We start from the raw sequence: 22,111 nt of genomic DNA, 5'->3' as shown, positions 1-22,111 counted from the left end.
TGGCTACGCAGCACGTCCTTGGCCGTCATCTCGATCACTATCCCATCCTCCCCTGGAACGCATCCTAGGGGACATCTCTACTTAGCGGAGAGGGGACATTACTACTTAGCGCTAACAATCAGCGCGCGGGGGCTTGCGCAGATGAAAATCGCTGGCTATAATCATGCCTCTCTTGGCCTGGTAGCTCAGTTGGTAGAGCAGAGGATTGAAAATCCTTGTGTCGGTGGTTCGATTCCGCCCCGGGCCACCAAGATTCAAACAAAGACGCCAGCCCTCGGGTTGGCGTCTTTGTTTTTATTCTTCATCTTTACCGGAACCAGCCATGACTGCCCTGCCCCCTTGCCCCGCCTGCAACTCCACCCTGACCTATGAAGACGGCAGCGGCAACTACGTCTGCCCGGAATGCGCGCATGAGTGGCCGGTCCAGGGCGCAGCCCCGGAAGAAGACACGCAGCGCGTGTGGCGCGACGCCGCCGGCAACGTGCTGCAGGATGGCGACGCCGTCACCGTCATCAAGGACCTGAAGCTGAAAGGCGGAGGCGGCGTGGTCAAGCAGGGGACGAAGGTCAAGAACATTCGCCTGGTCGATGGCGACCACGATATCGATTGCAAGATCGAGGGTTTCGGTGCGATGAGCCTGAAATCGGAATTCGTCCGCAAGAGCTGAGCCGATCGCGGCCCGGGATGTTTTTGCAAACACGTTTTGCATCGCGGCAAATACAGTAAGATAGTGGCATCCGTCCTGTAGAACAGCCAAGGGGTAGGCGTTCCGTGCCAATCCATTTCGCCCGACGCCTCACCGGCCACCGGCGCAGCGCCGATGCCAACCGCCATCTGGGCTTTGCGCTGGCGTTCATCGCCGGCGCGATCAATGCCGGCGGCTTCCTTGCCGTGCAGCAGTACACTTCGCACATGACCGGCATCGTGTCCGGCATGGCCGATCACGTGGCCCTGGGCAGCTACGGCCCGGTTCTCGCCGGACTCGGCGCCATCCTCTCCTTCCTGATGGGTGCGGCCTGCACCGGGCTGATGGTGAGCTATGCGCGCCAGTACCGCCTGCACAGCGAATACGCCCTGCCCCTGCTGCTCGAAGCCCTGCTCCTGCTCGGCTTCGGCCTGCTCGGCCTGCGCCTTGCCGCGGTGAAGGGCCTGTTCGTGCCGGCCACCGTCATGCTGCTGTGTTTCATCATGGGACTGCAGAATGCGGTGATCACCAAGCTGTCCAAGGCGGAAATCCGCACCACCCACCTGACCGGGACCATCACCGACATCGGCATCGAGCTGGGAAAGCTGGTCTTTTGCAGCGTGACGCGCGCCGATACGGGCAGGGTGACGGTGAACCGGGCGCGCCTGCGGATCCATGCCACGCTGGTGGGGTGTTTCTTCCTGGGAGGGGTGAGCGGCGCGCTCGGCTTCAAGCACCTTGGCTATCTGTCGACGCTGCCGCTCGCGCTGCTGCTGAGCGCACTGGCGATCGTGCCGATGGTGGACGACCTGCTGCGCCTGCGCCGCCGCCTCGCACGCAAATGAGCCAGGGCCGGCGCCGGCCCTGGTGTATCCGCGCTTGCCTTACTTGCGCTGCGCCGCGCTCTGGTCGCGCGCCGTGCGGAACTCCGAATCCGACGCCCAGTTCGGCCAGGTAGTGGAATTGGCCAGGTCGCTGCCCAACGCATACAGCAGTCCCAGTTCGCGCGCCATGCCGGTGAAGCTCCAGTTCGGATTGAACTCGTCCGAAGGCTGGTGGTAGTTCTTCTCGGTATACGCTTCTTCCGATGCCTTGCCCGCCTTCACGCCGCCGTCGACCCAATCGTTACCCGAGCCGAAGGACAGGGCTGGCACGCCACGCTTGGCGAACGGGAAGTGGTCGGAGCGGAAGAAATAGCCGGCTTCCGGTTTCGGGTCGGGCGAATACGCCATGTTCCAGCCTTTCGCCTTGGCCACCAGCTGGTCCAGCAGGTCCAGCTTGGCGCTGCCCGAGATCGTGAAGTTGCGCGCCGGGCCATACGGGCTGAGGGCGTCCATGTTGATCACCGCCACCGTCGACGCCAGCGGATAGACCGGGTTCGACGCGTAGTATTCGGAGCCGAGCAGGCCTTTTTCTTCCGCCGTCACCGCCAGGAACACCACGCTGCGCTGCGGCGCTGGCTGCTTGCCGTAGGCGCGCGCCAGTTCCAGCATCGCCGCAATGCCGGTGGCATTGTCCACGGCGCCGTTATAAATCCTGTCGCCGCGCGCATCGGGCTGGCCGACGCCCAGGTGGTCCCAGTGACCGCTGTAGATCACGTACTGGTTCGGCTGCTGCCTGCCCTCGCGGATGGCAACCACGTTCTTCGACTTGATCACCTGCGCATCGACAGCGTAGTCGGCCGACAGCGTGATGTCCTTGAGTTCGACCGGCTTGAACTCGCGTGTCTGCGCCGCCTTCTTGGCCGCCTCGAAATCGACACCGGCCGACTTGAAGATACTGGCGGCCAGGTCGCGCTGGATCCAGGCTTCCATCGGTGCGTGCGACTTGAGCGGCTCCTTGCGCACCACGTCGTACATGACGTTGGTGTTGGAGTTTTTCACGGTCGGCCAGCCATACGAGGCCGGTGCGGTTTCGTGCACGATGATGGTGCCGAGTGCGCCGCGGCGCGCCATTTCCTCGTACTTGTAGGTCCAGCGGCCGTAATAGGTCATGGCCTTGCCGCCGAACTCACCCTGGCCGGTCTCGAAGTCCGGGTCGTTGATCAGGACCACGGCGAGCTTGCCCTTCAGGTCCATGCCCTTGAAGTCGTCCCACTTGCGCTCCGGCGCGGTAACACCATAGCCAACGAAGACCAGGGGCGCATTCTTGAAGCTCACCTGCTTCATGCCGCTCATCGAGGCGCGTACCGCCATGTCCTCGCCCTGGCTCAGGCTGCGGGTCTTGCCGCCCTCGTTCAGCGTGAGCTTGACCGGTCCCTTGATCTCGAAGCGGCCGAGCGGCACGTCCTGGGTCCAGGCGCGCTTGCCGTTGGCCAGGTCGCCGCCAGGGTGCATGCCGGCCGCCTTGAACTGCTGGACCAGGTAATCCACCGTCTTGGTTTCGCCCGCGGTGTTGGGGGCGCGGCCTTCGAACTCGTCCGAGGACAAGGTCTTGACATCATGGGCCAGGCGCTTCGGATCGAAGCGCGGACCGTCGGCGGCCTGCGCGGCACTCACCGCAAGGCCCATCAGAACTAGGGTAGCGTATTTCAAACCAGTCTCCATGTAGTCATGATTAGCAGTAGTACTTTCAGCCTGCCGCCGGGTAGGTGTAGGTTGAGCCGACGCCCAGCGGGATGTCCAGCGCCCAGAAGCCCAGCAGGAAGGAAGTCCAGCATACCAGCATCGCCACCGAGTACGGCAGCATCAGCGCGATCAGCGTGCCGATGCCGGTTGACTGCACGTATTTTCGGCAAAACACGATGATCAACGGGAAGTAAGGCAGCAGCGGCGTGATGATATTGGTCGAGGAGTCGCCCACGCGGTAGGCGGCCTGGGTGAAGTCAGGCGAAACGCCGAGCTCCATCAGCATCGGCACCATGACCGAGCCAATCAGCGCCCACTTGGCGGAAGCCGAACCGACGAACAGGTTGACGCTCGCCGTCAGCAGCACGATGCCGGCCAGGGTGACGCCCATCGGGAAGGCCATCTCCTTGAGCCACAAGGCCCCCTTGATCGCCAGCAGCGCGCCCAGGTTTGACTGTCCGAAGGCGAAGATGAACTGGGCGCAGAAGAAGGCCATGACCACGTAGTAGCCCATGCCGCTCATCGCATGGCTCATCCCCTTGACGATGTCGCGGTGGTTCTTGGCGGTGCCGGCGACGTAGCCGTACACCACGCCCGGGATCAGGAAGAAGACGAAGATCAGCGGGACGATCGACTGCATCAGGGGCGCCGAGGCGTGGGTGATCTGGCCCGTGTCGGGTGCGCGCCATGCCGAGCCTTCCGGTACGATCGACCACACCAGCAACGCCAGGCTGGCGACCATCGCGATACCGGCCCAGCGCAGGCCCTTGCGCTCCTGCGGCAGCAGCGCATCCATCTTCGGCAGGTCGGTCGGATCGGCGTCGATGACGGCGGTTTTTTTCAGGCGTGGCTCGATGACTTTGTCGGTCAGGAACCAGCCGATGAGGATGACCAGGAACAGCGAGGCCGTCGTGAAGTAGTAGTTGTTCAGGGGATTGATGACAATCGCGGCGGCGGCCGGATCGGACGAGAGCCGCGCGGCCACCTGGGTCAGGCCGGCCAGCAGCGGATCGAGGCTGGAAGGCAGGAAGAAGGTGGCCGAGAAGCCGCCGGAGACCCCGAAGAAGGCGGCCGAGATGCCGGCCAGCGGATGGCGTCCTGCCGCGTAGAAGATGACGGCTCCCAGCGGGATCACCAGCACGTAGCCAGCATCGACGGCGACGTGGCTCAGCACGCCCACGGCGACCAGCACCGGCGTGAGCAGGCGCAGCGGCGTGATGGACAGGATCTTGCGCAGGCCGGCATTGATAAAGCCGGTATATTCCGCCACGCCCAGGCCCAGCATCGCCACCAGCACCACGCCCAGCGGCGGGAAGGTGACGAAGGTATTGACCATGCGCGATGTGAAATCGGTCAGCGCGGTCGGCGCCAGCAGGTTCTTGACCTGGATCGCCTGGCCGGAGCGCGGATCGATGTCAGTAAACACCATGCTGGACATGGCCCAGGAGGTGAGCCACACCACGGCCAGCAGGAGGGCGAACAGGATCGCCGGATCGGGTAGCTTGTTGCCGACCTTCTCGATGAGGTTCAGGATACGGTTCAGTGCACCGGTTTTCGCGGCAGGTGCTTGCGCTTGCTCCGGTATTTGTTCAGCCATTGCTTCCCCTAGTGTTCAGGTGACGAAAGTCAAGTATGGAAAAAATCAGTCGGCGACGCGCTTGAGGACGAACTCCGCGCGAGGCTTGCCGTGCCGGTCCAGGCGATAGCGCAGCACGCTGCCATCCTGGCTGAGGCTGACGGTCCAGACATTGGTATCGGCGCCGGGCACGAGCCGGGCCGTATACGCATCGGCCAGGAAGGCCTGGGAGCGCGCGCTGCCGCCCTCCTTGGCCATGCCGCCGTACATGGTCACCGCATCCGGGGTACCGTCCTCGTGGCGGTGGTCATGGCGCAGTTCCAGGCCGGCCGCTGGACGGGTGAAGATCCAGGTACGCGACCGGTTCTCGCCAACCTGCACTGGCATGCGCACCGCCTGCGCCGCGCACTGCACCTGGGTCGAGATCTTCTTGCCGGCGAACTCGCTGTTGGGATCGATCGCGTAAGATAGCCCACCTTCGAAACGCTGGCCGCACATGCCCTGCAGCGTGGCCATGAACCCGTCGCGGCTGTCGGCTGGCGCCACCGAGGCGCAGGCCGACAGCAAGCCGCAGGCGAACAGGGGGAAAACAAAACGGATCATGCTGGCGCTCCCTTGGCAAAGATTCAGGTTAGCACAGTGTCATGGCAATCCCCACCTTCCCGCCTCAGCTGGAATAACGGTTCACCCTAGCCAGAATAGCGGTTCAATTATGCAGCCGCCTCGGATTTGAACCGACTAATGCGAAATAATTCGCACTATTTAATGGACATTACCGGAACGAACGCATAAATTTAATGCATTTAAGCGGTTCAACCCACCCCAAGGAGATCGAGATGAAGAAAATGGTATTCGGCCTTGCAATGGCATTGTCCCTGTCCGCGGCGCAGGCGGCAGATATCGTGGACACGGCAAAATCGGCAGGCAGCTTCAATACCCTGGTTGCCGCCGTGCAGGCGGCGGGCCTGGTCGACACGCTCAAGGGTCCCGGCCCGTTCACCGTGTTCGCGCCGACCGACGAAGCCTTCGCCAAGATCCCGAAGGCCAAGCTGGATGCGTTGCTGAAGGACAAGGCCGCGTTGACCAAGGTGCTGACCTACCACGTGGTGCCGGGCAAGGTGATGGCGGCGAGCGTCAAGCCGGGCCCCGTCAAGACCGTCGAAGGCAGCAACCTGACCGTCAGCGCCGCGGGCGGCACGGTGTCGGTGGACAAGGCCAGGGTCGTCAAGACCGACGTCGTGGCTGACAACGGCGTCATCCACGTCATCGATTCGGTGATCATGCCGAAGTAAGCGTTTTATCTGTCTTCTCAAGGCAATCCCGGCCGGCGCTCCCGGCCGGTTCGTGTACTGTACCAACATCGATTCACATTGCAACTTCCCCGCCCCGATTCCTGGCTCTACAATGAGAGATATGGAATCTTCTCTCGGCATTAGCGATACCAGGCTCACCGATCTGCTGCTCGATGCCGTTTGCGTCGTCGATGCCGATGGCAGGTTTCGCTTCGTCAGCGCGGCGGGCGAACGGATCTTCGGCTACCCGCCCCAGGAGATGATCGGCATGGCGGTGCTCGACCTGGTACTACCGGCCGACCGCGAGCGCACCCGCGCCGCCGCCCAGGCCGTGATGGATGGGCGCTCGCACCTCGCCTTCGAGAACCGTTATGTACGCAAGGACGGCAGCGTCGTCCACCTGATGTGGTCGGCGCGCTGGTATGCATCCGAGGGGATCCGGGTGGGTGTGGCGCGCGACGTTACCCAGTTCAAGCGCGCGCAGGCGATGCAGGCCGCCCTGTACGCCATGTCCGAAGCCGCGAATGCCAGCGTCGACTTGTCCGAACTGTTCCGGCGCAGCCACGACATCGCCGCCGGCCTGCTGCCAGTATCCGCACTTGCCATCGTCCTGCAGGAGCAGGGGCAAGCCGCGCCGCACCTGGCTTATCACGCGGGCGACCCGGGACAGGAAGCCTGCCTGCTCGCCCTGTGCGACCGGGTGTGGCGGGAGGGCGGAGTGGCGGTGCAGAGGGATTCCTGTGTCAGCCTGGTGGCTGTGCCGCTGAGCGCCGGCGAGTCCCGCCTGGGCGTGCTGGCGCTGGCGCGCGCTTGCGGCGGGGAGTACGACGCCGAAGAGCGCGAGCTGCTGGCCTACATTGCCGGCCAGCTGGGCGCGGCCGTGCAGCGCAGGGAGCTGCAGTCCAGGATGAAGTTCATGGCCATGCACGACGAACTCACCCGCCTTCCCAACCGCCGCCTGTTTCACGACAGGCTGCAGACCGCCCTCGCCCGCGCCCAGCGCCAGGACAGCCGCTTCGCCCTGCTGTTCATCGATCTGAACCGTTTCAAGCAGGTCAACGACACCCATGGACACCTGGCCGGCGACCGCCTGCTCGAACAGGTGGCGCGCCGGCTGGCTTCCTGCATCCGCGACGCCGACACGCTGGCGCGCCTGGGCGGAGACGAATTCGTGGTCCTGCTCGAGAATATCGCCTCGCGCGCCGATGCCGACATCGTCGCCGACAAGATCGGCCTGGCGCTGGCCGCGCCGTTCGAACTGGGCGACGGCCTGACGCTGGCCGCCACGGCCAGCATCGGCATCGCATGCCGTCCCGAACACGGCGACAGCATGCAGGCGCTGATGGCGCGCGCGGACAAGGACATGTACCGCGCCAAGCACGGCACGGCTCCGTGCGCCTCCCCTTGACCAGGCCGCACCGGAATACGGCCCTGGTCCTGCTTACCAGAAGATCACGCGGTCCTTCGGATCCAGGTACATCTTGTCGCCCGGCTTGACGCCGAAGGCGTCGTAGAAACCCGGGTGGTTGCGCAGGCTGCCGTTGACGCGGAATTCGGCCGGCGAGTGCGGGTCGGTCTTGACCTGCGAGATCAGCGCCGCATCGCGCGCCTTGCCCTTGCGCGCCTGCGCCAGGCCCATGAACAGGCGCTGCTCGGCGGTGAAGCCGTCGATCACCGGACCAGGCTTGCCTTTCAGGTAGATCTGGTAGGCGCGGCTGGCCATGATGGCGCCGGCGTTGTCGGCGATGTTCTCGCCCAGGGTCAGCTCGCCGTTCAGGTGATAGCCCGGCAGCGGGCTGTAGCCGGCGTACTGGTCGACCAGCACCTTGCCGCGCGCGGCGAATTTTTCCTCGTCTTCCTTGGTCCACCAGTTGCGCAGGTTGCCGTCGCCGTCGTACTGCGAGCCCTTGTCGTCGAACGCGTGGCTGATCTCGTGGCCGATCGAGATGCCGACCGAGCCGTAGTTCACCGCCGGTTCGGCGTCGGCGTCGTACAGCGGGTACTGCAGGCGCGCCGCCGGGAACACGACCTCGTTCAGGGTCGGGCTGTAGTAGGCGTTGACGGTCTGCGGCGACATGCTCCATACGGTGCGGTCGACCGGCTTGCCGAGGCGGGTGACCATGTAGTCGTGACCGAACTCGCGCGCGCGCATCATGTTGCCGACCAGGTCGCCGCGCACGATCTTCAGCTTGGCATAGTCGCGCCACTTGTCGGGGTAGCCGATCTTGACGTTGATCTTGGCGAGCTTGGCATGTGCCTGCTTCTTGGTCTCCGGCGACATCCACTCGAGCTGGTCGATGCCTTCGCCGAAGGCGGTGATGAAGTTCTTCGCCATGTCCAGCACTTGCTGCTTGCGCTCGGCCGGGAAATGGCGGGCGACATAGGCCTTGCCCACCACTTCGCTCAGGGTGCGGTTCACCTCGGCGATGGCGCGCTTGTCGAGCGGACGGTTTTCCTTCGATCCGGACAGCACGGTGCCGCGGAAGGCGAAACTCTCGTCCACGAACGCCTGCGACAGGTAGGGCGCGTAGCTGCTGAGCGTGCGGAACGCGAAGTAGGACTTCCAGTCCTCCACCGGGGTGGCGGCAATCAGCTTGTCCAGGCCTTCCAGGTAGGACGGCTGGCTGACGATCACCGTGCGCTCCTTGCCGGCGCCGGTGCCGTTCAGGTAGGCGTTCCAGTCGAAGCCCGGTGCCAGCGCGCGCAGCTCGGCCAGGGTCTTCCTGTTGTAGCGCTTGACCGGGTCGCGGTTCTCGACCTTGGTCCACTGGATGCGCGCGATCCCGGTTTCCAGCGCCAGGATGCTGGCGGCCTTGGCGGCCGCATCCGGCTGGCCGGCCAGGGCCAGCATCTTCTCGATGTGGGCCTGGTACTTGGCGCGGGTGTCCTTCAGGCGCGCATCGCTGTCGTTCAGGTAGTAGTCGCGGTCGGGCATGCCCAGGCCCGACTGCGAGACGCTGACGACGTAGCGGGTCGAATCCTTGTTGTCCTGGCCGACGTACATGCTGACCGGGCCGCCGACGCCGATGCGGTCGAGGCGCGCCATCAGGGTCGCCAGGCCGCGCCTGTCCTTCAGCGCCGCGATGCGCGCCAGTTCGCCCTTCAAGGGGGCCAGGCCGAGCTGGTCGCGGCGGGCCTGGTCCATGTAGCTGGTGTACAGGTCGCCGATCTTCTGGGCTTCCGAGCCCGCCCTGGCATTCTTCTGTGCGGCCGATTCGGCGACGATGGCGGCGATCTGCTGCTCGACCTTGTCCTGGGCGATGTTGAAGGCGCCCCAGCTGGAACGGTCGGACGGGATCTCGACGTCCTTCAGCCATTTGCCCTGGGTGAAGCGGAAGAAGTCGTCCTGCGCGCGCACGTCGCGGTCCATGGCCGTCAGCTCGATGCCGGACTGCATGCCGGCCACGGCGGCCGACGGCGCAACGGTATTGGCCGCCGCACCGGCAGGGTTGCCCGCAGGCGCGCTCTCATGGGCACCGGCGTGGGCGCCGGCCTGGGATGCGACTGCGAACAGGCCCGCGATCAGGGTGCTGCACAAGCTACGCTTCATCTCTCTCTCCGTCTTGTTGGTATGGGAACCGGACGATCCTAATCCAAGCGGCAGAGCAATGCCAAGCGCATTTTTGTATGCGGATTGTTTCAAGGGCGGCCGTGCCTGCGGGCGCCACGGCCGCCACGGTTACTTTCCGCGCACCACCAGCAGCTTCACCTTGCGGCCCTGGCGGTAGGTGTACAGGGTCATGGCGGCGTCGCGCAGGTCGCCCTTCGGATCGAAGGCGATGCTGCCGGTGACGCCTTCATAACGGATCGCCGCCAGCGCCGGCAGGAAGCGCGCCGGTTCAACCGAGCCGGCCTTGCGCATCGCCGCCGCGAACACCATCACCGCATCGTAGGCATATGGCGCGTAGGTCTCGACCGGGCTGCCGTAGCGCTGGCGGAAGCGTTCCGTGAACGCGGCAAACGCCGCTTCCTGGGCGCCGCTGACGCCGCCCGCCACCGCGCAGAACACCTTGTCGTCGCCCAGCGCGTCGCCAGCCAGCAGCGGCAGTTTTTCGGAACAGACGCCATCGCCGGACACGAAACGGGCCTGCAGGCCGAGCGTTTTCATCTGCTTGAGCATGGGTCCGGCCACCGCATCCATGCCGCCGTAGAAAACCACGTCCGGTTTCCGGGCCCGGATCTGGGTCAGGATGGCGCTGAAGTCGGTGGCCTTGTCGTGCGTGAACTGGCGGCTGACGATGGCGGCGCGGCCGCTGGCACGTACCTCGCGCGCGAACTGGTCGGCCAGGCCCTGGCCGAAGGCGGTACGGTCGTCGATCACGGCGATCCGCTTCGCCTTGAGCGGGCCGAGCGCGTGGCGCGCCAGCGTGCGTCCGATCAGGTTGTCGTTGGCGACCACCCGGAATGCGGTCCTGTAGCCCTGGTTCGTGTAGACCGGCGTGGTGGCGGCTGGCGAGATCTGCGGGATGCCGGCACCGGCATAGATTTTCGAGGCAGGCACGGTGGTCCCGGAATTCAGGTGGCCGACCACGGCCGCCACGCGGGCGTCGACCAGTTTCTGGGCCACCGCGGTGCCGGTCTTCGGATCGCTCGCATCGTCCTCCGCCTGCAGCACCCACTTGATCTTCTTGCCGCCGATCGCGATGCCCTGCGCGTTCAGGTCGTCGATCGCCATCCGGGCGCCGTTCTCGATATCCTTGCCCTGATGGGCGCCCGGGCCGGACAGGGGCGAGGCGGTACCGATCCGGACTTCGGTCTGGGCCGCGGCCGGCACGGCGGCGAGCAGCAGGGATGACAACACGAAGGCACAGCGCATGGCACCCTTTCTCGGTTGGATGCGTTCGATTGTACTGCCGTGCCGGCGCGGCACCAACCGCCAGGCGTGCGCATGGCGGCCGGCAGCTTGAAACGAAAGACCTAGTGAAGGACCTCGGGCGTGCGCTTGATGATGACGGCCTCCAGGTATTCGGCGGGCAGCACCAGCGCGCTGTCGCCCGCCGTGTTGTGGCGCTCGATCAGGGCCAGCATGTCCTGCTCCAGCGCCTGTTGGCCGTTCGGATCGAGTGCGGCAAAGGCCTTGAGTACGGGCCCGTAGAAGTCGCGGAATACCTGAAGCATGTGGGCCGGCGACAGGTAGCGGAAATTGAACATCCTGGGCTGGGCGCGGATACTGGCCGCCTCGGCACCGAACAGCTGGCGCAGGTAGTCTTCGGTGCCCCACAGCGCGGGCGAGGACACGCCGGCCGGTGGGGGCACGTAGCGGCCGACCGTCTTGAACAGCTGGCCGATGAAACCGGCCGGCGTCCAGCTGGCAATGGCAATGCGCCCGCCGCCGCGCACCACCCGCATCATTTCGCCTGCGCAGCGTGCATGGTCGGGCGCGAACATCACGCCGAAGGTGGACAGTGCGACGTCGAAGCTGCCGTCGTAGAACGGCAGCGTCTCGGCATCGGCTTCGCGAAATGCGATGTCCAGGCCTTCCGCAATGGCGCGCTGGCGCCCTTTGTCGAGCAGGGCCGGCACATAGTCGGTCGAGGTCACGCGCGCGAACCGCCGCGCCGCGGCCAGCGAGGCATTGCCGTTGCCGGCCGCGATGTCGATCACACGCTCGCCGGCGCGGATGTCGGCGGCCTCGGCCAGCGACTCGCCGACGATTTGCAGCGTGACCCCGATGATGGCGAAGTCGCCGCTGGCCCAGGTAGCCTGCTGGCGCTGCTTGATGGCGGCATAGTCGGGCGTGAGCGCGGGAACGCCGGCGCCCTCGGGTGGCTGGCGCGGTGAAGGTGGGGACGTACTGGCTTGGGTCATGACAAGTCTCCTCAGAAATATCCGGCAGCGGATGCACGCCTGGACAGCCCAGGAAAAACAAGCATGCGGCGACTCCCTGCCGGACATTCCAGCTTAGGCCGCGAGCGGCGGAAGTCCAGGCTTGCCACAGCTCATTTCTTGTGTGCGCACAGCAGGCCACGTCGGTGCGCCGGGGTTCTGGAAGCGGCGATATACTGGATTCATAGCCTGATCAACATGCACCCAAGCATGCTGATTGCCGCGCCTTATTCTGTCTCCAATGCGCTATTAAGCAAGTGCGCGTGTGGACGACACCAACAATTCACTACTGACAGGGGGTAGCATGCCAACAACCTGGATTCTTTCGGCCAATAACGGCCGCGCAAGGTTCTTCGCCGAGTCCACCTCGGCCGAGCCTTTGCAGGAAATCGAAGACATGATCAACTCCGCAGCCCAGCTGCGCACGGTCGATACCGAGACTGACCGCCTCGGACCGCGCGCCGCCGGCGACAGCCGGCACAGCGTCGGCGGCCACCAGCCCGCCGGCTTCCAGCATAATGCCCAGGCTGGCGCGCCGACCAGCATGTACCAGCCGGCGCAAACGCCGGACCAGCATGCAGCCGACCTGTTCGCACGGGACGTCGCAGACTATCTGCTGAAGGCGCAGAACGATGGCCGCTACCAGCAGCTGCTGATCTCTGCTTCGCCGGATTTTCTGGGCGTGCTGCGCACCAAGCTCGATCCTGCAGTCCAGAAGCTGGTCAAGGCCGAGTACAACAAGGACTATACCCATTCGAACCCGCAGCAGCTGCGTGAGCAGTTGAAAGCCCACCAGGCCAAGACCGCCGAGTAGGATCCAGGGTAGGCAGGGTCATTTCGGGACAATGCCAGGAATGACAAACGCCTATGCTGTGATCGTTGCCATCAATGGCCGTATGGGCTGCAGTACTGCGCCTTGACCGCGTGGGCGGGTGACCCGCCCACGCTACGGACGAGCGGTCGCTCTCAAGTGACCGGCATTCAGCTGAGGATGGCGTTTCTCGTTTAGCGGGCCAGTGCGCACTGTCGTCCCGTCTCTTCCGCACAAATCCGGTTGCGCCCGCTCTGTTTGGCCACATACAGCATGGCATCGGCACGCAGGAACAGTTCGTTCTCGCTGCGGTACGCGGGATAGCACGCCACCCCGCCGCTGAAGGAGAAATGGCGCAGGTCGCCAGGGGCAACCTCGAAGGGAATGGCGCAAAAGGCCTGGCGCAGCGCGTCGAGCCGGCGCCGGCCCTGTTCCAGATCGCAATCCCAGAACACCATGACGAATTCCTCGCCGCCGAAGCGGCTCAGCAGGTCCGACTCGCCCATCTGCGGCGCCAGCGTCAGCGACAGGCGCTTGATGACGATATCGCCAAAATAGTGTCCCCAGGAGTCATTGATGGTCTTGAACTTGTCGATGTCGATCACGCCCAGTGCCAGCGAGCACCCCTCGTGGGCGGCGCGGCGGATCAGGTCCTGCGCCTTCTTCTGCAAGCCGACCTTGTTGAGCAGGCCGGTGGCCCGGTCCTTGCCGATCAGGTCCTTGTTGATGCGGATCTTGTTGGCGCGGCTGAGCAGCTGGGCTTCCAGCAGCCCCGGCTCACCCGCCGCCAGCACGGCGTCGAAGCCGTCCGCCAGCGCGCGCCGCGACAAGGCCAGGTCGGGACGGCACTGCAACAGGGCGATCTCGCGCACCGGGTCAGCCTCGATGTTCTTCTGCAGCACCCGTACGATGGCATCGGTGCGGCGGTATTCGGTGTCGGTCACCAGCACCAGGTCGGGCTGCAGTTCTTTCACCCGCAGGTGCAGCGTGTAGGCGTCGGCATGCCGGAGCACCTCGACGCGGCGCTGCAGCAGCCAGTCCTCGTCCAGCCCGGCCTCGCCCAGCACCACCATGCGCACCAGGTCGCCGCGCTTCTTCTGCACGAACAGGTTGAACAGCTTGTCGACGAACACGTCGTTGGCGATCGGCTTTTCGGCATACGCCAGGCAATGACTGTCGACCAGGCGCTGCTGCAGCAGGAAACGGCTGCCCTGGCGCGCGCTCTGCAGGTAGACGTAGCTGTGGTCGGCCGGGAGTCGCTGCAGCAGTTCGCCCAGCATCAGGGTGCGGCGTCCGTCCGGCATGTCGGCCTGCATGTTGTGCAGGGCGTCGAGGTCGATCACGTACAGGTTGTCGCCGCTGTCGCCCGCCACCGCCTCGACGAAGCGCGACACGTCGTCGAAGAACAGGATATCGAAGTCGTACTTGTGGGCGTGCAGGAGCAGCTCGGCCCGGTTGTCCTTGATGAAGAAACTCTGGGATAAGAACAGGACATGGCTCCTGTACAGCTGTACGGCTTGCGTCATGGTTCCTCGACTTCCTCGCTGGATTGCCCCGGCCTGTCCTGCTGGCAGCCGGTTTCCTTCACTGCCGCCCTGTTGTTTATTGCAGGAATGTCATTGTGTTCCCACCAGCTACAAAAGGCAAGATAGCTTCTCCCTCTGTCTGCCCGACAACGCGACCGGCGAGCCTGTAGCGCCCTGTTACAGAGAAGCGCTTTGCAGCCGTAATCGCCGCTGCTATAGTAAATCTTCGCGGCAGGGGCCTTTTCCTTCTGCCGCCTTCCAGAACGCTGACCTGCGGTCGGCGTTTTCACTTTGTAGCTGGCTTATCCGACTGTCAATGCAGCACGCATATCGCGCCACGATTTGCAAGGCGGCGTTCGATGCGGCCGCTCCATCCTGTCACCTCGAATGTTCACTTCACGATTGCCCATGCGCGGCATGGGACGCGCCCTTCCCTTCCTGTGCGGCCTGGCCGCCGCCTGGCCAGGCCTGGCGCGCGCCCTGCCGGCGCCGGCCTCTGGCGCCGAGCAACTGACGGCCCTGGTGAACGCCTACCGTACCGCGCCAGGCAACTGCGCGGGCCGCAGCGCCGCACCGGCGGCCGCGCTCACGGCCCATCCGGCCCTGGCCCAGTTACGCATCGGCCCGGCGACCTTCATCGAGTCCGCGCTCGAGCGCGTGGGTTATGTCGCCGACCTGGCTGAGTCGGTCAGCGTCAGCGGACCCGAGACTGCGCCGGAAGCCATGAAAGTCCTGCAAGACAAATATTGCGGCACCCTGCTCGATACGCGCTTCTCGGCCGTCGGCAGCTACCGCAGCGGCAAGGAATGGACGGTGGTGCTGGCGCGTCCGGCTCCGGCCCTGCCCTCCGACACCTTCCCCGACTGGCAGGAAGCCGGCAAGGCCATCCTGGCCGGCGTGAACGCGGCGCGCGCCAGCGCCCGCAGCTGCGGGGGCGAGCGCTTCGCGCCGGCGCCGCCCGTGAGCTGGAATCCGCGGCTGGGCCAGGCGGCGCTGGCCCACAGCCGCGACATGGCGGCGCGGCGCTATTTCAACCACCGGGCCAAGGACGGCAGCCAGGCGGCCGAACGCGCGGCGCGCGCCGGCTACGCCTGGCAGCGGGTTGGCGAGAACATCGCCTTCGGCCAAAGCACGCCGGACGAAGCGGTGGCAGGCTGGCTCGATAGTCCCGGCCATTGCGCCAACATCATGAACCCCGGCTTCACGGAAATGGGCGCGGCCTACGGCGTCGCGGCGGAACGGCGCAGCGGCTTCGTCTACTGGACCCAGGTCTTCGGCCGGCCGCGCTGAGGCGGGCAAGACGTGCACGAACGTGGCATGCCCCAGCCTTGTCCCGGTCAAGCGGGTGCGTCCGGCGCTCCATTGCGCTAGACTCCTCCCACCGGCGCCGCGACCTGACGCGTACGATTATCAGCCAGGAAACCCATGTCACCGAAGCTTGGCCTCGTCTGCATTACCAGTTCGAAAGATGTTCGCTACCGCACCGTGACGCGCAAGCGCCTGCTCGAGCACAGTCCGGATGCCCAGCGCAAGCTGCTCGAAGACCTGTACCGCGACAACATCCAGACCTTCGACAATGCGCTGCGCTTCTGCGAAAGCGAAGGCATTCGTCTGTACCGCATCCCTTCCTCGATCTTTCCCTTCGCGGACGAAGACATCGGCCGTGAGGTGCTGGCGCCCTTCGGCCCCACCCTGGCCCGTTCGGGCCGGCGCGCGCTGGAGCGTGGCATCCGCCTGGTGATGCATCCGGACCAGTTTGTGGTATTGAGTTCCGACTCGGAAGGGGTGGTCGCGAACAGCGTCAAGATCCTGCAGATGCACGCCGACATCATGGACCTGCTTGAGCAGCCGCGCTCGTCCTGGGCCCTGCTCGAGATCCACGGCGGCAAGGGCCAGCGCGCCGATGCCCTGGTCCAGCGCATCGCCGCCCTGCCCGAGGCGATCCGCTCCCGCCTCGGGCTGGAAAACGACGAATACGCCTATGGAGCCCAGGAAATCTACGAGATCTGCGTGCGCGCCGGCGTGCCGATGGTGTTCGACGCCCACCACCATGTGGTGCACGCGAAACTGGCGAGCTACGAGGATCCGAGCGTGGCCGAGATGCTGCACAAGGCGCGCGCCACCTGGGCCGATCCCACGCACCAGCTGGTGCACATCTCGAACGGCCGCGAAGGCTTCAACGACCGCCAGCATGCCGACCTGATCGCGGTGATGCCCTCGTCCTACCGGATGGCACCCTACATCGAGATCGAGGCCAAGCTCAAGGAAGAAGCGATCCGCGGGCTGCGCACCTGGTCCACGGCCGCCGCCGGCTAGGACTGCGCGGCGACCCGTTCCAGCCAGGGCAGCAGCAGGTCCAGCAAGGCGTCCGGCGCCTCGATCGGGATCATGTGGCCGCAATCCTCGATCACGGCCAGTTCCGCACCCGGAATGCCGGCCTGGATTTCCCGCGATTCCTCCCGGCTGCGCAGCCGGTCCTGCGCGGCCGCGATGACCAGGGTCGGGCAGCGGATCTCATGCAGGCGATGGCGGTCGTCGCTGCGCACGATCATCGACTGGCGCCGGAACACCTCGCCGCCCAGGCGCACGCCCATGGCCCGCACCCGTTCCACCAGCGCCCCGTTGCCAGCCTGGGCGGGATGCAGGGACTGCGCGATCGCGGTCTTGCTCAGTCCCGAGAACGAGACCGAAGCGGCGGCCTTGCCGACCGTGCCGCGGCTTTGCCGCAGCGCCGGCGTGTCGGGCCGGGTGGAAGTGGCGATCAGGACCAGGGCCTGGACCCGTTCAGGCGCCAGGCGGGCGATCTCGCGCGCCACGTAGCCACCCATCGAGAAGCCGACCAGGATGAAGCGCTCGGGCGCAGCGGCCAGGGCGCGCGCGGCCATGGCCTCGATGCTGGTGTCGTGGCGCAGGTCTGCGTGCAGCAGCGGACCGAAGCCGCCGAGCGGCGCGGCCACGTCGTCCCAGAGCGTGGCGTCGGCCATGTAGCCGGGTACGAACAGGATTGTCATCGCGCCATGATAGCAAACGGCGCCGCTCCCTCAGGTATTGCGCGATTGCGCCTGCGACACGTTGCTGCCCGGCGGGACGCTGTGCGTGAGCCACACGTTGCCGCCGATGCTGGAGCCGGCGCCGACCGTGATCCGGCCCAGCACCGTGGCGCCCGCGTAGATCACCACGTCGTCCTCGACGATCGGATGGCGCGGCGCGCCCTTGACCAGGCTGCCGTCGTCGCCCACCGGGAAGCGGCGCGCGCCCAGCGTCACCGCCTGGTACAGGCGCACCCGCTCGCCGATCACCGCCGTCTCGCCGATCACCACGCCGGTACCGTGGTCGATGAAGAAGCTGGCGCCGATCCTGGCCGCCGGGTGGATGTCGATGCCGGTCAGCGAATGCGCGATGTCGGCGGCCAGGCGCGCCAGGAAAGGCACGCCCAGGCGGTGCAGGCAATGCGCCAGGCGGTGGTACAGGATGGCGATGGTGCCCGGATAGCACAGCATGATTTCCGCCACCGACCGGGCCGCCGGATCGCCCGCCAGCGCGGCCTGCACGTCGGACACCAGCAGCGCGCGGATGCCCGGCAGGCTGGCCGCGAAGGCGCGCGTGATCGCCTGGGCCCGCTCGGCCAGCTGGGCGTCGCCGGCATCTTCGTATTCCGGAGAAAAACGCAGTGCGCGCCTTACCTGGCCAACCAGGCGGTCGAGGGTCACATTGAGCGTGTCGCCGACGAAATAGTCGATGCTCTCGTCATTCAGGTCGGGCCTGCCATAGTGGGTGGGAAACAGCGCCGCCGAGACGCCGTTGACCACCGCGGTCAGGATGTCGCGCGAAGGCAGTTCGCGCACCCGTCCCTGGTGGCGGATGTTGTGGGTCGATTCGCGCGAGGTGCGCAGCGCGTCGATGACGGGGCCCAGGTGCCATTGCACGGAGCCGGACGCGGTGGGAAAGTCGCTGTTCATGGGCCGAGCCTACCCGATCCGGTACGAATGGCAAACGATTCAGATCACACTGCGATACAAGCAAATCATCGTTGGGCGCTGTGGCCGCCGCTGGCGCCCCGGCTGGTGTGCGTCGGTCGATCGCCGGGCGGGCTACCATCTGTGCTCAACCATTTCCAGGAGCACGCATGAAGACGACCCTGCCTGCATTGCTGCTGCCCCTGCTGCTCGCATCCGCCCCTCTTGCCCAGGCCGCGGACGGGGCGGCAGGCGCCGCCGGCCCACTCTCCACGATTCCTTCGCTCGACGTCAAGCGCTACATGGGAACCTGGTACGAGGTCGCCAAGTTCCCCAACGATTTCCAGAAGAAGTGCGTGGGCTTCACCACCGCCACCTACAGCCTGCGCGAGGATGGCCGCGTGGACGTCCTCAACCGCTGCCGGCGCGCCGACGGCAGTACCGACGCCGCGGACGCCATCGCGCGCCAGGTCGGCGGCGCCACCTCGCCACGCCTGGAAGTGCGCTTCGCGCCGGCCATCCTGTCCTGGCTGCCCATGGTGTGGGGCGATTACTGGGTGATCGACCTCGATCCGGAATACCAGCTGGCCGCCGTCAGCGAACCGAAGCGCGAATACCTGTGGATCCTGTCGCGCACGCCGAAAGTCGATCCAGCCGTCTACGACGCCCTGCTGGGACGCCTGCGCGCCAAGGGGCTGGACATGAACAGGCTGGTGCCGACCAGGCAGGCGGAATGACGCGCGCAGATGCGCACTACCGCTGAGCTGAGTCTTGTGCTAGAATGCGAGCCCTTGGCCTGGTAGCTCAGTTGGTAGAGCAGAGGATTGAAAATCCTTGTGTCGGTGGTTCGATTCCGCCCCGGGCCACCAAGAACTTCAAAGCGAAAACGCCAACCCATGCAGGTTGGCGTTTTTGTTTCGGCATTCGTATCCGGTCCATGTCCGGTAAGCTATGCAAGTCAGAAGCGCCAGACTTTCCACCATATCGCTTTCCGCGCCTAGCTGCCTACCATGAAAATCCTCGAGTACGTTGATTTCTCCCCTCCACGCAACAAAGCCCAGTACGCGAGGATCCGCGACGCGATCGAGCGCGACGATTTTCGTGCGGCCGATGTCAAGAAATTGTCGAACCTGACTCAGGGGAAGTTTTACCGTGCGAAACTCGACTATGCCGATCGCTTGCTGTTCTCGATTATCCGCTTCAATGGGGAAGCGTACGCGCTGTTGCTGGAAGTGATCGAGCAGCACGCCTACGACAAGTCCCGCTTCCTGCGCGGAGCCATCATCGACGATGCCAAGATTGCAGCGGCTGATTCGATCGAAGCGATCCGCGAAGCCGAGCCGGTAGGCTTCCTGAACCCGAACCGGTCCCAGGTACACTGGCTCGACAAGGTGATCTCATTCGACGAGGCCCAGCAAGCGGTCTATCATCAAGCCGCGCCCCTGATCATTGTCGGTAGCGCGGGCAGTGGCAAGACCGCGTTGACGCTCGAGAAAATGAAGCAGGCACAAGGCGACGTCCTGTATGTCACCCTTTCGGCTTACCTGGCCCAGTCAGCCCGCGACCTGTATTACGCGCATGGGTTCGAACGAGAAGGACAGGCTACGGATTTCCTGTCCTTCCGGGAATTTCTTGAGTCGATCCGCGTCCCGCACGGCCGCGAGGCCAGCTGGCGTGATTTTGCCGCCTGGTTTGCGCGCATGCGCCAGCAATTCAAGGGTATCGACGCCCATCAGGCATTCGAGGAAATCCGCGGCGTGATCGCTGCCGACGCCGGCGGCGTGCTTACACGAGAGCACTACTTGGCACTCGGCCCACGGCAGTCGATTTTTGCGCCGACGGAACGCGCTGCGCTTTACGACCTGTTCGACAAATATCGGACTTGGCTGCGGGAAGCCGGACTGTTCGACCTCAACCTAGTGTCGCACGACTGGCAGCCGCAGGTGCAGTCGCGCTACGATTTCGTGGTGATCGACGAGGTGCAGGACCTGACGCCTGTCCAGCTGGCACTGGTGTTGCGCACGCTGAAAAAGCCGGGACAATTCCTGCTGTGCGGAGACTCGAATCAGATCGTCCATCCGAACTTCTTTTCGTGGAGCAAGGTCAAGAGTCTATTCTGGCATGATCCTGAACTGGCCGAACGCCAGCAGCTCCACGTCCTGCAAGCTAATTTCAGGAACGGCAAGCAAGTCACACGGATCGCCAACACGCTCCTGAAGATCAAGCACAGGCGCTTCGGCTCGATTGACCGTGAGAGCAATTTCCTGGTCGAGGCCGTGAACCAGGACGCCGGCGCCGTCAACCTGCTGGAGGACAGCGACGGGGTGCGGCGCGACCTCAATGCGCAGACGCGCCGTTCGACCCGCTCTGCCGTGCTGGTACTGCGCGACGACGACAAGGCCGAGGCAAGAAAACACTTCGACACGCCACTCATCTTCTCGGTGCACGAAGCCAAGGGTCTCGAGTACGACAGCATCGTGCTGTACCGTTTCGTGTCGGACAACCGCGCTCAGTTCGCCGCCATCGCGGAAGGGGTCAGCGTGGCTGACCTCGCTGGAGACGCGCTGCAGTATGGCCGCGCCAAGGACAAGAGCGACAAGTCGCTCGAAATCTACAAGTTCTACGTCAACGCACTGTACGTGGCATTGACGCGGGCCATCCGCAGCGTGTACCTGGTCGAGTCGGACAGCGGGCACCCACTGCTGCGCCTGCTCGATATCGCACAACTGAATGCTCCCAGCAATATTGCCAACCAGGCGTCAAGCCTGGAAGAGTGGCAGAAGGAAGCGCGCAAGCTGGCATTGCAGGGCAAGCAGGAGCAAGCCGACGCGATTGAACGCATGATCCTCAAGACCGAGCCCGTCCCATGGCCGGTGCTCGATGAAGCCAGGCTACGCGAAACGCTGTCGAAGGTTTTCCGCGACCGGGCGCCGGGCAGCAAGGCCAAGAGCCAACTGTACGATTACGCGACCTGTTTCGACGAGCCGATCCTTGCCTATTTCCTGGCGCAGGACGCCGGCTTCGGCCAGGCGCGCGCCTTCCCCGTACATGGAGCCGTGTTCGGCCGACGCCACTACCAGCCTTATTTTGCGCGCCAGTTCAAGGACATCCTGAAGCTGTGCGACAAGCACGGGGTCGAACATCGCACGCCGATGAACCAGACACCGCTGATGGCGGCCGCGGCGGCAGGCAACGTCCCCCTCGCGCAGGCCTTGCTCGAACGCGGCGCCGACACTAGCGCCATCGATCATCTGGGCCGTAACGCGCTGCACTGGGCGATCGGGACTGCGTTACGCGACGATGCCTACGCGAAAGGACCGTTCAGCGCGATCTATCAGCTGGTGGCGCCTCCCAGCATAGACTTGATGACAGGAGAGCGTCTCGTGCGTATCGACGCGCGCCAGTCCGAATACCTGATGTTGCAAACGATGTGGGTCCTGTTCAAATCGACCTTCGGCAATGCAGATGCCAGCGACCGGGGCGGTTTTGACGCCGGAATGCTGCTTGGCGCTTACGAAAGGATGCCAGCCGCACTACTGCTCCCGGAACGCAGGAAACGGACCTTCATTTCGAGCGTGATGGCACGCAACGAAGTCGACCGTGACTATGCGTACAACCGGCGCCTGTTCAAACGCGTTGCGAATGGCGTCTACCAGTTGAATCCGGAAATGTCGCTGCGCCGTCGCGGTGCTGACGGCAACGACGAATGGGTACCGGTGTATTCAGCCCTTAATCTTCCTCTCGTCAAGGAGTTGGCCGATCCTCGCTATGACAGGCGCATCGATGATCTGCTCGCGCTTGCCGGATTGCCGGCCACGGTGGAGCCGATCATCCGCCGTGCCGGCCGACGTTAAGACCGCCTGATCGGCCGA

Annotated in this window: 18 protein-coding genes and 2 tRNA genes; 11 read left to right on the top strand and 9 right to left on the bottom strand. The window is 64.9% G+C overall.

Going from position 1 to position 22,111, the window contains the following annotated elements; genetic code table 11:
* The first annotated feature begins 174 nt into the window (after window positions 1-174).
* The 3 genes from LCI23_RS13575 (at window position 175) to LCI23_RS13565 (ending at window position 1,530) form a co-directional block, all read left to right on the top strand.
* Window positions 175-250: transfer RNA gene (locus LCI23_RS13575), tRNA-Phe, on the top strand.
* Window positions 251-322: 72 nt separating this feature from the next.
* Window positions 323-667, top strand: coding sequence for a zinc ribbon domain-containing protein YjdM (locus LCI23_RS13570; protein ID WP_224946979.1), 345 nt, complete (start codon window positions 323-325; stop codon window positions 665-667).
* Between the two features lie 104 nt (window positions 668-771).
* Window positions 772-1,530: a YoaK family protein gene (locus tag LCI23_RS13565; RefSeq protein ID WP_374041171.1), complete on the top strand. Its 759-nt coding sequence runs from the start codon at window positions 772-774 to the stop codon at window positions 1,528-1,530.
* Between the two features lie 39 nt (window positions 1,531-1,569).
* Here the strand turns inward: LCI23_RS13565 and LCI23_RS13560 are convergent, their stop codons facing one another.
* Genes LCI23_RS13560 through LCI23_RS13550 form a run of 3 tightly spaced genes read right to left on the bottom strand, consistent with a single transcriptional unit; the run spans window position 1,570 to window position 5,431 of the window.
* The gene (locus tag LCI23_RS13560) at window positions 1,570-3,219 is read right to left on the bottom strand and encodes a M28 family metallopeptidase (RefSeq protein ID WP_307727734.1); all 1,650 of its coding nucleotides are present in this window, start codon (window positions 3,217-3,219) and stop codon (window positions 1,570-1,572) included.
* Between the two features lie 37 nt (window positions 3,220-3,256).
* Window positions 3,257-4,849, bottom strand: coding sequence for an AbgT family transporter (locus tag LCI23_RS13555; protein WP_224946978.1), 1,593 nt, complete (start codon window positions 4,847-4,849; stop codon window positions 3,257-3,259).
* Window positions 4,850-4,894: 45 nt separating this feature from the next.
* A complete protein-coding gene (locus LCI23_RS13550) occupies window positions 4,895-5,431 on the bottom strand; it encodes a hypothetical protein (protein ID WP_224946977.1) in 537 nt (178 codons plus the stop codon).
* 233 nt (window positions 5,432-5,664) lie between these two features.
* On the opposite strand from LCI23_RS13550, the gene LCI23_RS13545 reads away from it, so the two are divergent.
* Window positions 5,665-6,120 carry a fasciclin domain-containing protein gene (locus LCI23_RS13545; protein WP_224946976.1) on the top strand — a complete coding sequence of 152 codons (456 nt, stop codon included), beginning with the start codon at window positions 5,665-5,667 and terminating at the stop codon, window positions 6,118-6,120.
* Window positions 6,121-6,241: 121 nt separating this feature from the next.
* Complete coding sequence (locus LCI23_RS13540; protein ID WP_224946975.1) at window positions 6,242-7,528, top strand: GGDEF domain-containing protein; 1,287 nt, start codon at window positions 6,242-6,244, stop codon at window positions 7,526-7,528.
* Between the two features lie 33 nt (window positions 7,529-7,561).
* On the opposite strand, the gene LCI23_RS13535 is transcribed toward LCI23_RS13540, so the two are convergent.
* The 3 genes from LCI23_RS13535 to LCI23_RS13525 all read right to left on the bottom strand — a co-directional run bounded on the left by LCI23_RS13535 (window position 7,562) and on the right by LCI23_RS13525 (window position 11,928).
* Complete coding sequence (locus LCI23_RS13535; protein ID WP_224946974.1) at window positions 7,562-9,670, bottom strand: M13 family metallopeptidase; 2,109 nt, start codon at window positions 9,668-9,670, stop codon at window positions 7,562-7,564.
* Between the two features lie 129 nt (window positions 9,671-9,799).
* Window positions 9,800-10,936, bottom strand: coding sequence for a branched-chain amino acid ABC transporter substrate-binding protein (locus LCI23_RS13530; RefSeq protein ID WP_224946973.1), 1,137 nt, complete (start codon window positions 10,934-10,936; stop codon window positions 9,800-9,802).
* A 101-nt stretch (window positions 10,937-11,037) separates the two neighbouring features.
* Window positions 11,038-11,928, bottom strand: coding sequence for a class I SAM-dependent methyltransferase (locus LCI23_RS13525; protein ID WP_224946972.1), 891 nt, complete (start codon window positions 11,926-11,928; stop codon window positions 11,038-11,040).
* Between the two features lie 322 nt (window positions 11,929-12,250).
* On the opposite strand from LCI23_RS13525, the gene LCI23_RS13520 reads away from it, so the two are divergent.
* Window positions 12,251-12,760 carry a host attachment protein gene (locus LCI23_RS13520; RefSeq protein WP_224946982.1) on the top strand — a complete coding sequence of 170 codons (510 nt, stop codon included), beginning with the start codon at window positions 12,251-12,253 and terminating at the stop codon, window positions 12,758-12,760.
* Between the two features lie 191 nt (window positions 12,761-12,951).
* Here the strand turns inward: LCI23_RS13520 and LCI23_RS13515 are convergent, their stop codons facing one another.
* A complete protein-coding gene (locus tag LCI23_RS13515) occupies window positions 12,952-14,283 on the bottom strand; it encodes a diguanylate cyclase (protein ID WP_224946971.1) in 1,332 nt (443 codons plus the stop codon).
* A 408-nt stretch (window positions 14,284-14,691) separates the two neighbouring features.
* On the opposite strand from LCI23_RS13515, the gene LCI23_RS13510 reads away from it, so the two are divergent.
* Together LCI23_RS13510 and uvsE are read left to right on the top strand one after the other, a co-directional pair.
* Complete coding sequence (locus LCI23_RS13510) at window positions 14,692-15,573, top strand: CAP domain-containing protein (protein ID WP_224946970.1); 882 nt, start codon at window positions 14,692-14,694, stop codon at window positions 15,571-15,573.
* 135 nt (window positions 15,574-15,708) lie between these two features.
* The gene (gene uvsE / locus LCI23_RS13505) at window positions 15,709-16,599 is read left to right on the top strand and encodes a UV DNA damage repair endonuclease UvsE (protein ID WP_224946969.1); all 891 of its coding nucleotides are present in this window, start codon (window positions 15,709-15,711) and stop codon (window positions 16,597-16,599) included.
* Here uvsE and LCI23_RS13500 read toward each other — a convergent pair.
* Both LCI23_RS13500 and epsC read right to left on the bottom strand, forming a co-directional pair.
* Entirely contained in the window at window positions 16,596-17,294 is a 699-nt protein-coding gene (locus tag LCI23_RS13500) for an alpha/beta fold hydrolase (protein WP_224946968.1), read from the bottom strand. The genes uvsE and LCI23_RS13500 overlap by 4 nt on opposite strands.
* Window positions 17,295-17,324: 30 nt before the next feature.
* The gene (gene epsC, locus LCI23_RS13495; protein WP_224946967.1) at window positions 17,325-18,242 is read right to left on the bottom strand and encodes a serine O-acetyltransferase EpsC; all 918 of its coding nucleotides are present in this window, start codon (window positions 18,240-18,242) and stop codon (window positions 17,325-17,327) included.
* Between the two features lie 167 nt (window positions 18,243-18,409).
* Between epsC and LCI23_RS13490 the strand changes: the two genes are divergently transcribed.
* From LCI23_RS13490 to LCI23_RS13480, 3 genes are all read left to right on the top strand, one after another.
* A complete protein-coding gene (locus LCI23_RS13490) occupies window positions 18,410-18,976 on the top strand; it encodes a lipocalin family protein (protein WP_224946966.1) in 567 nt (188 codons plus the stop codon).
* 56 nt (window positions 18,977-19,032) lie between these two features.
* Window positions 19,033-19,108: transfer RNA gene (locus LCI23_RS13485), tRNA-Phe, on the top strand.
* Between the two features lie 141 nt (window positions 19,109-19,249).
* Window positions 19,250-22,093, top strand: a complete 2,844-nt coding sequence (locus LCI23_RS13480; RefSeq protein ID WP_224946965.1) for a UvrD-helicase domain-containing protein — start codon at window positions 19,250-19,252, stop codon at window positions 22,091-22,093.
* The last annotated feature ends 18 nt before the right edge of the window (window positions 22,094-22,111 follow it).

It is taken from the genome of Massilia sp. MS-15 (genome assembly GCF_020176695.1).
Lineage (GTDB): Bacteria > Pseudomonadota > Gammaproteobacteria > Burkholderiales > Burkholderiaceae_D > Telluria > Telluria hydrophila.
The sequence above is the reverse complement of the archived record's forward strand: the minus strand, read 5'-3'. Positions and strand labels throughout refer to the sequence as shown.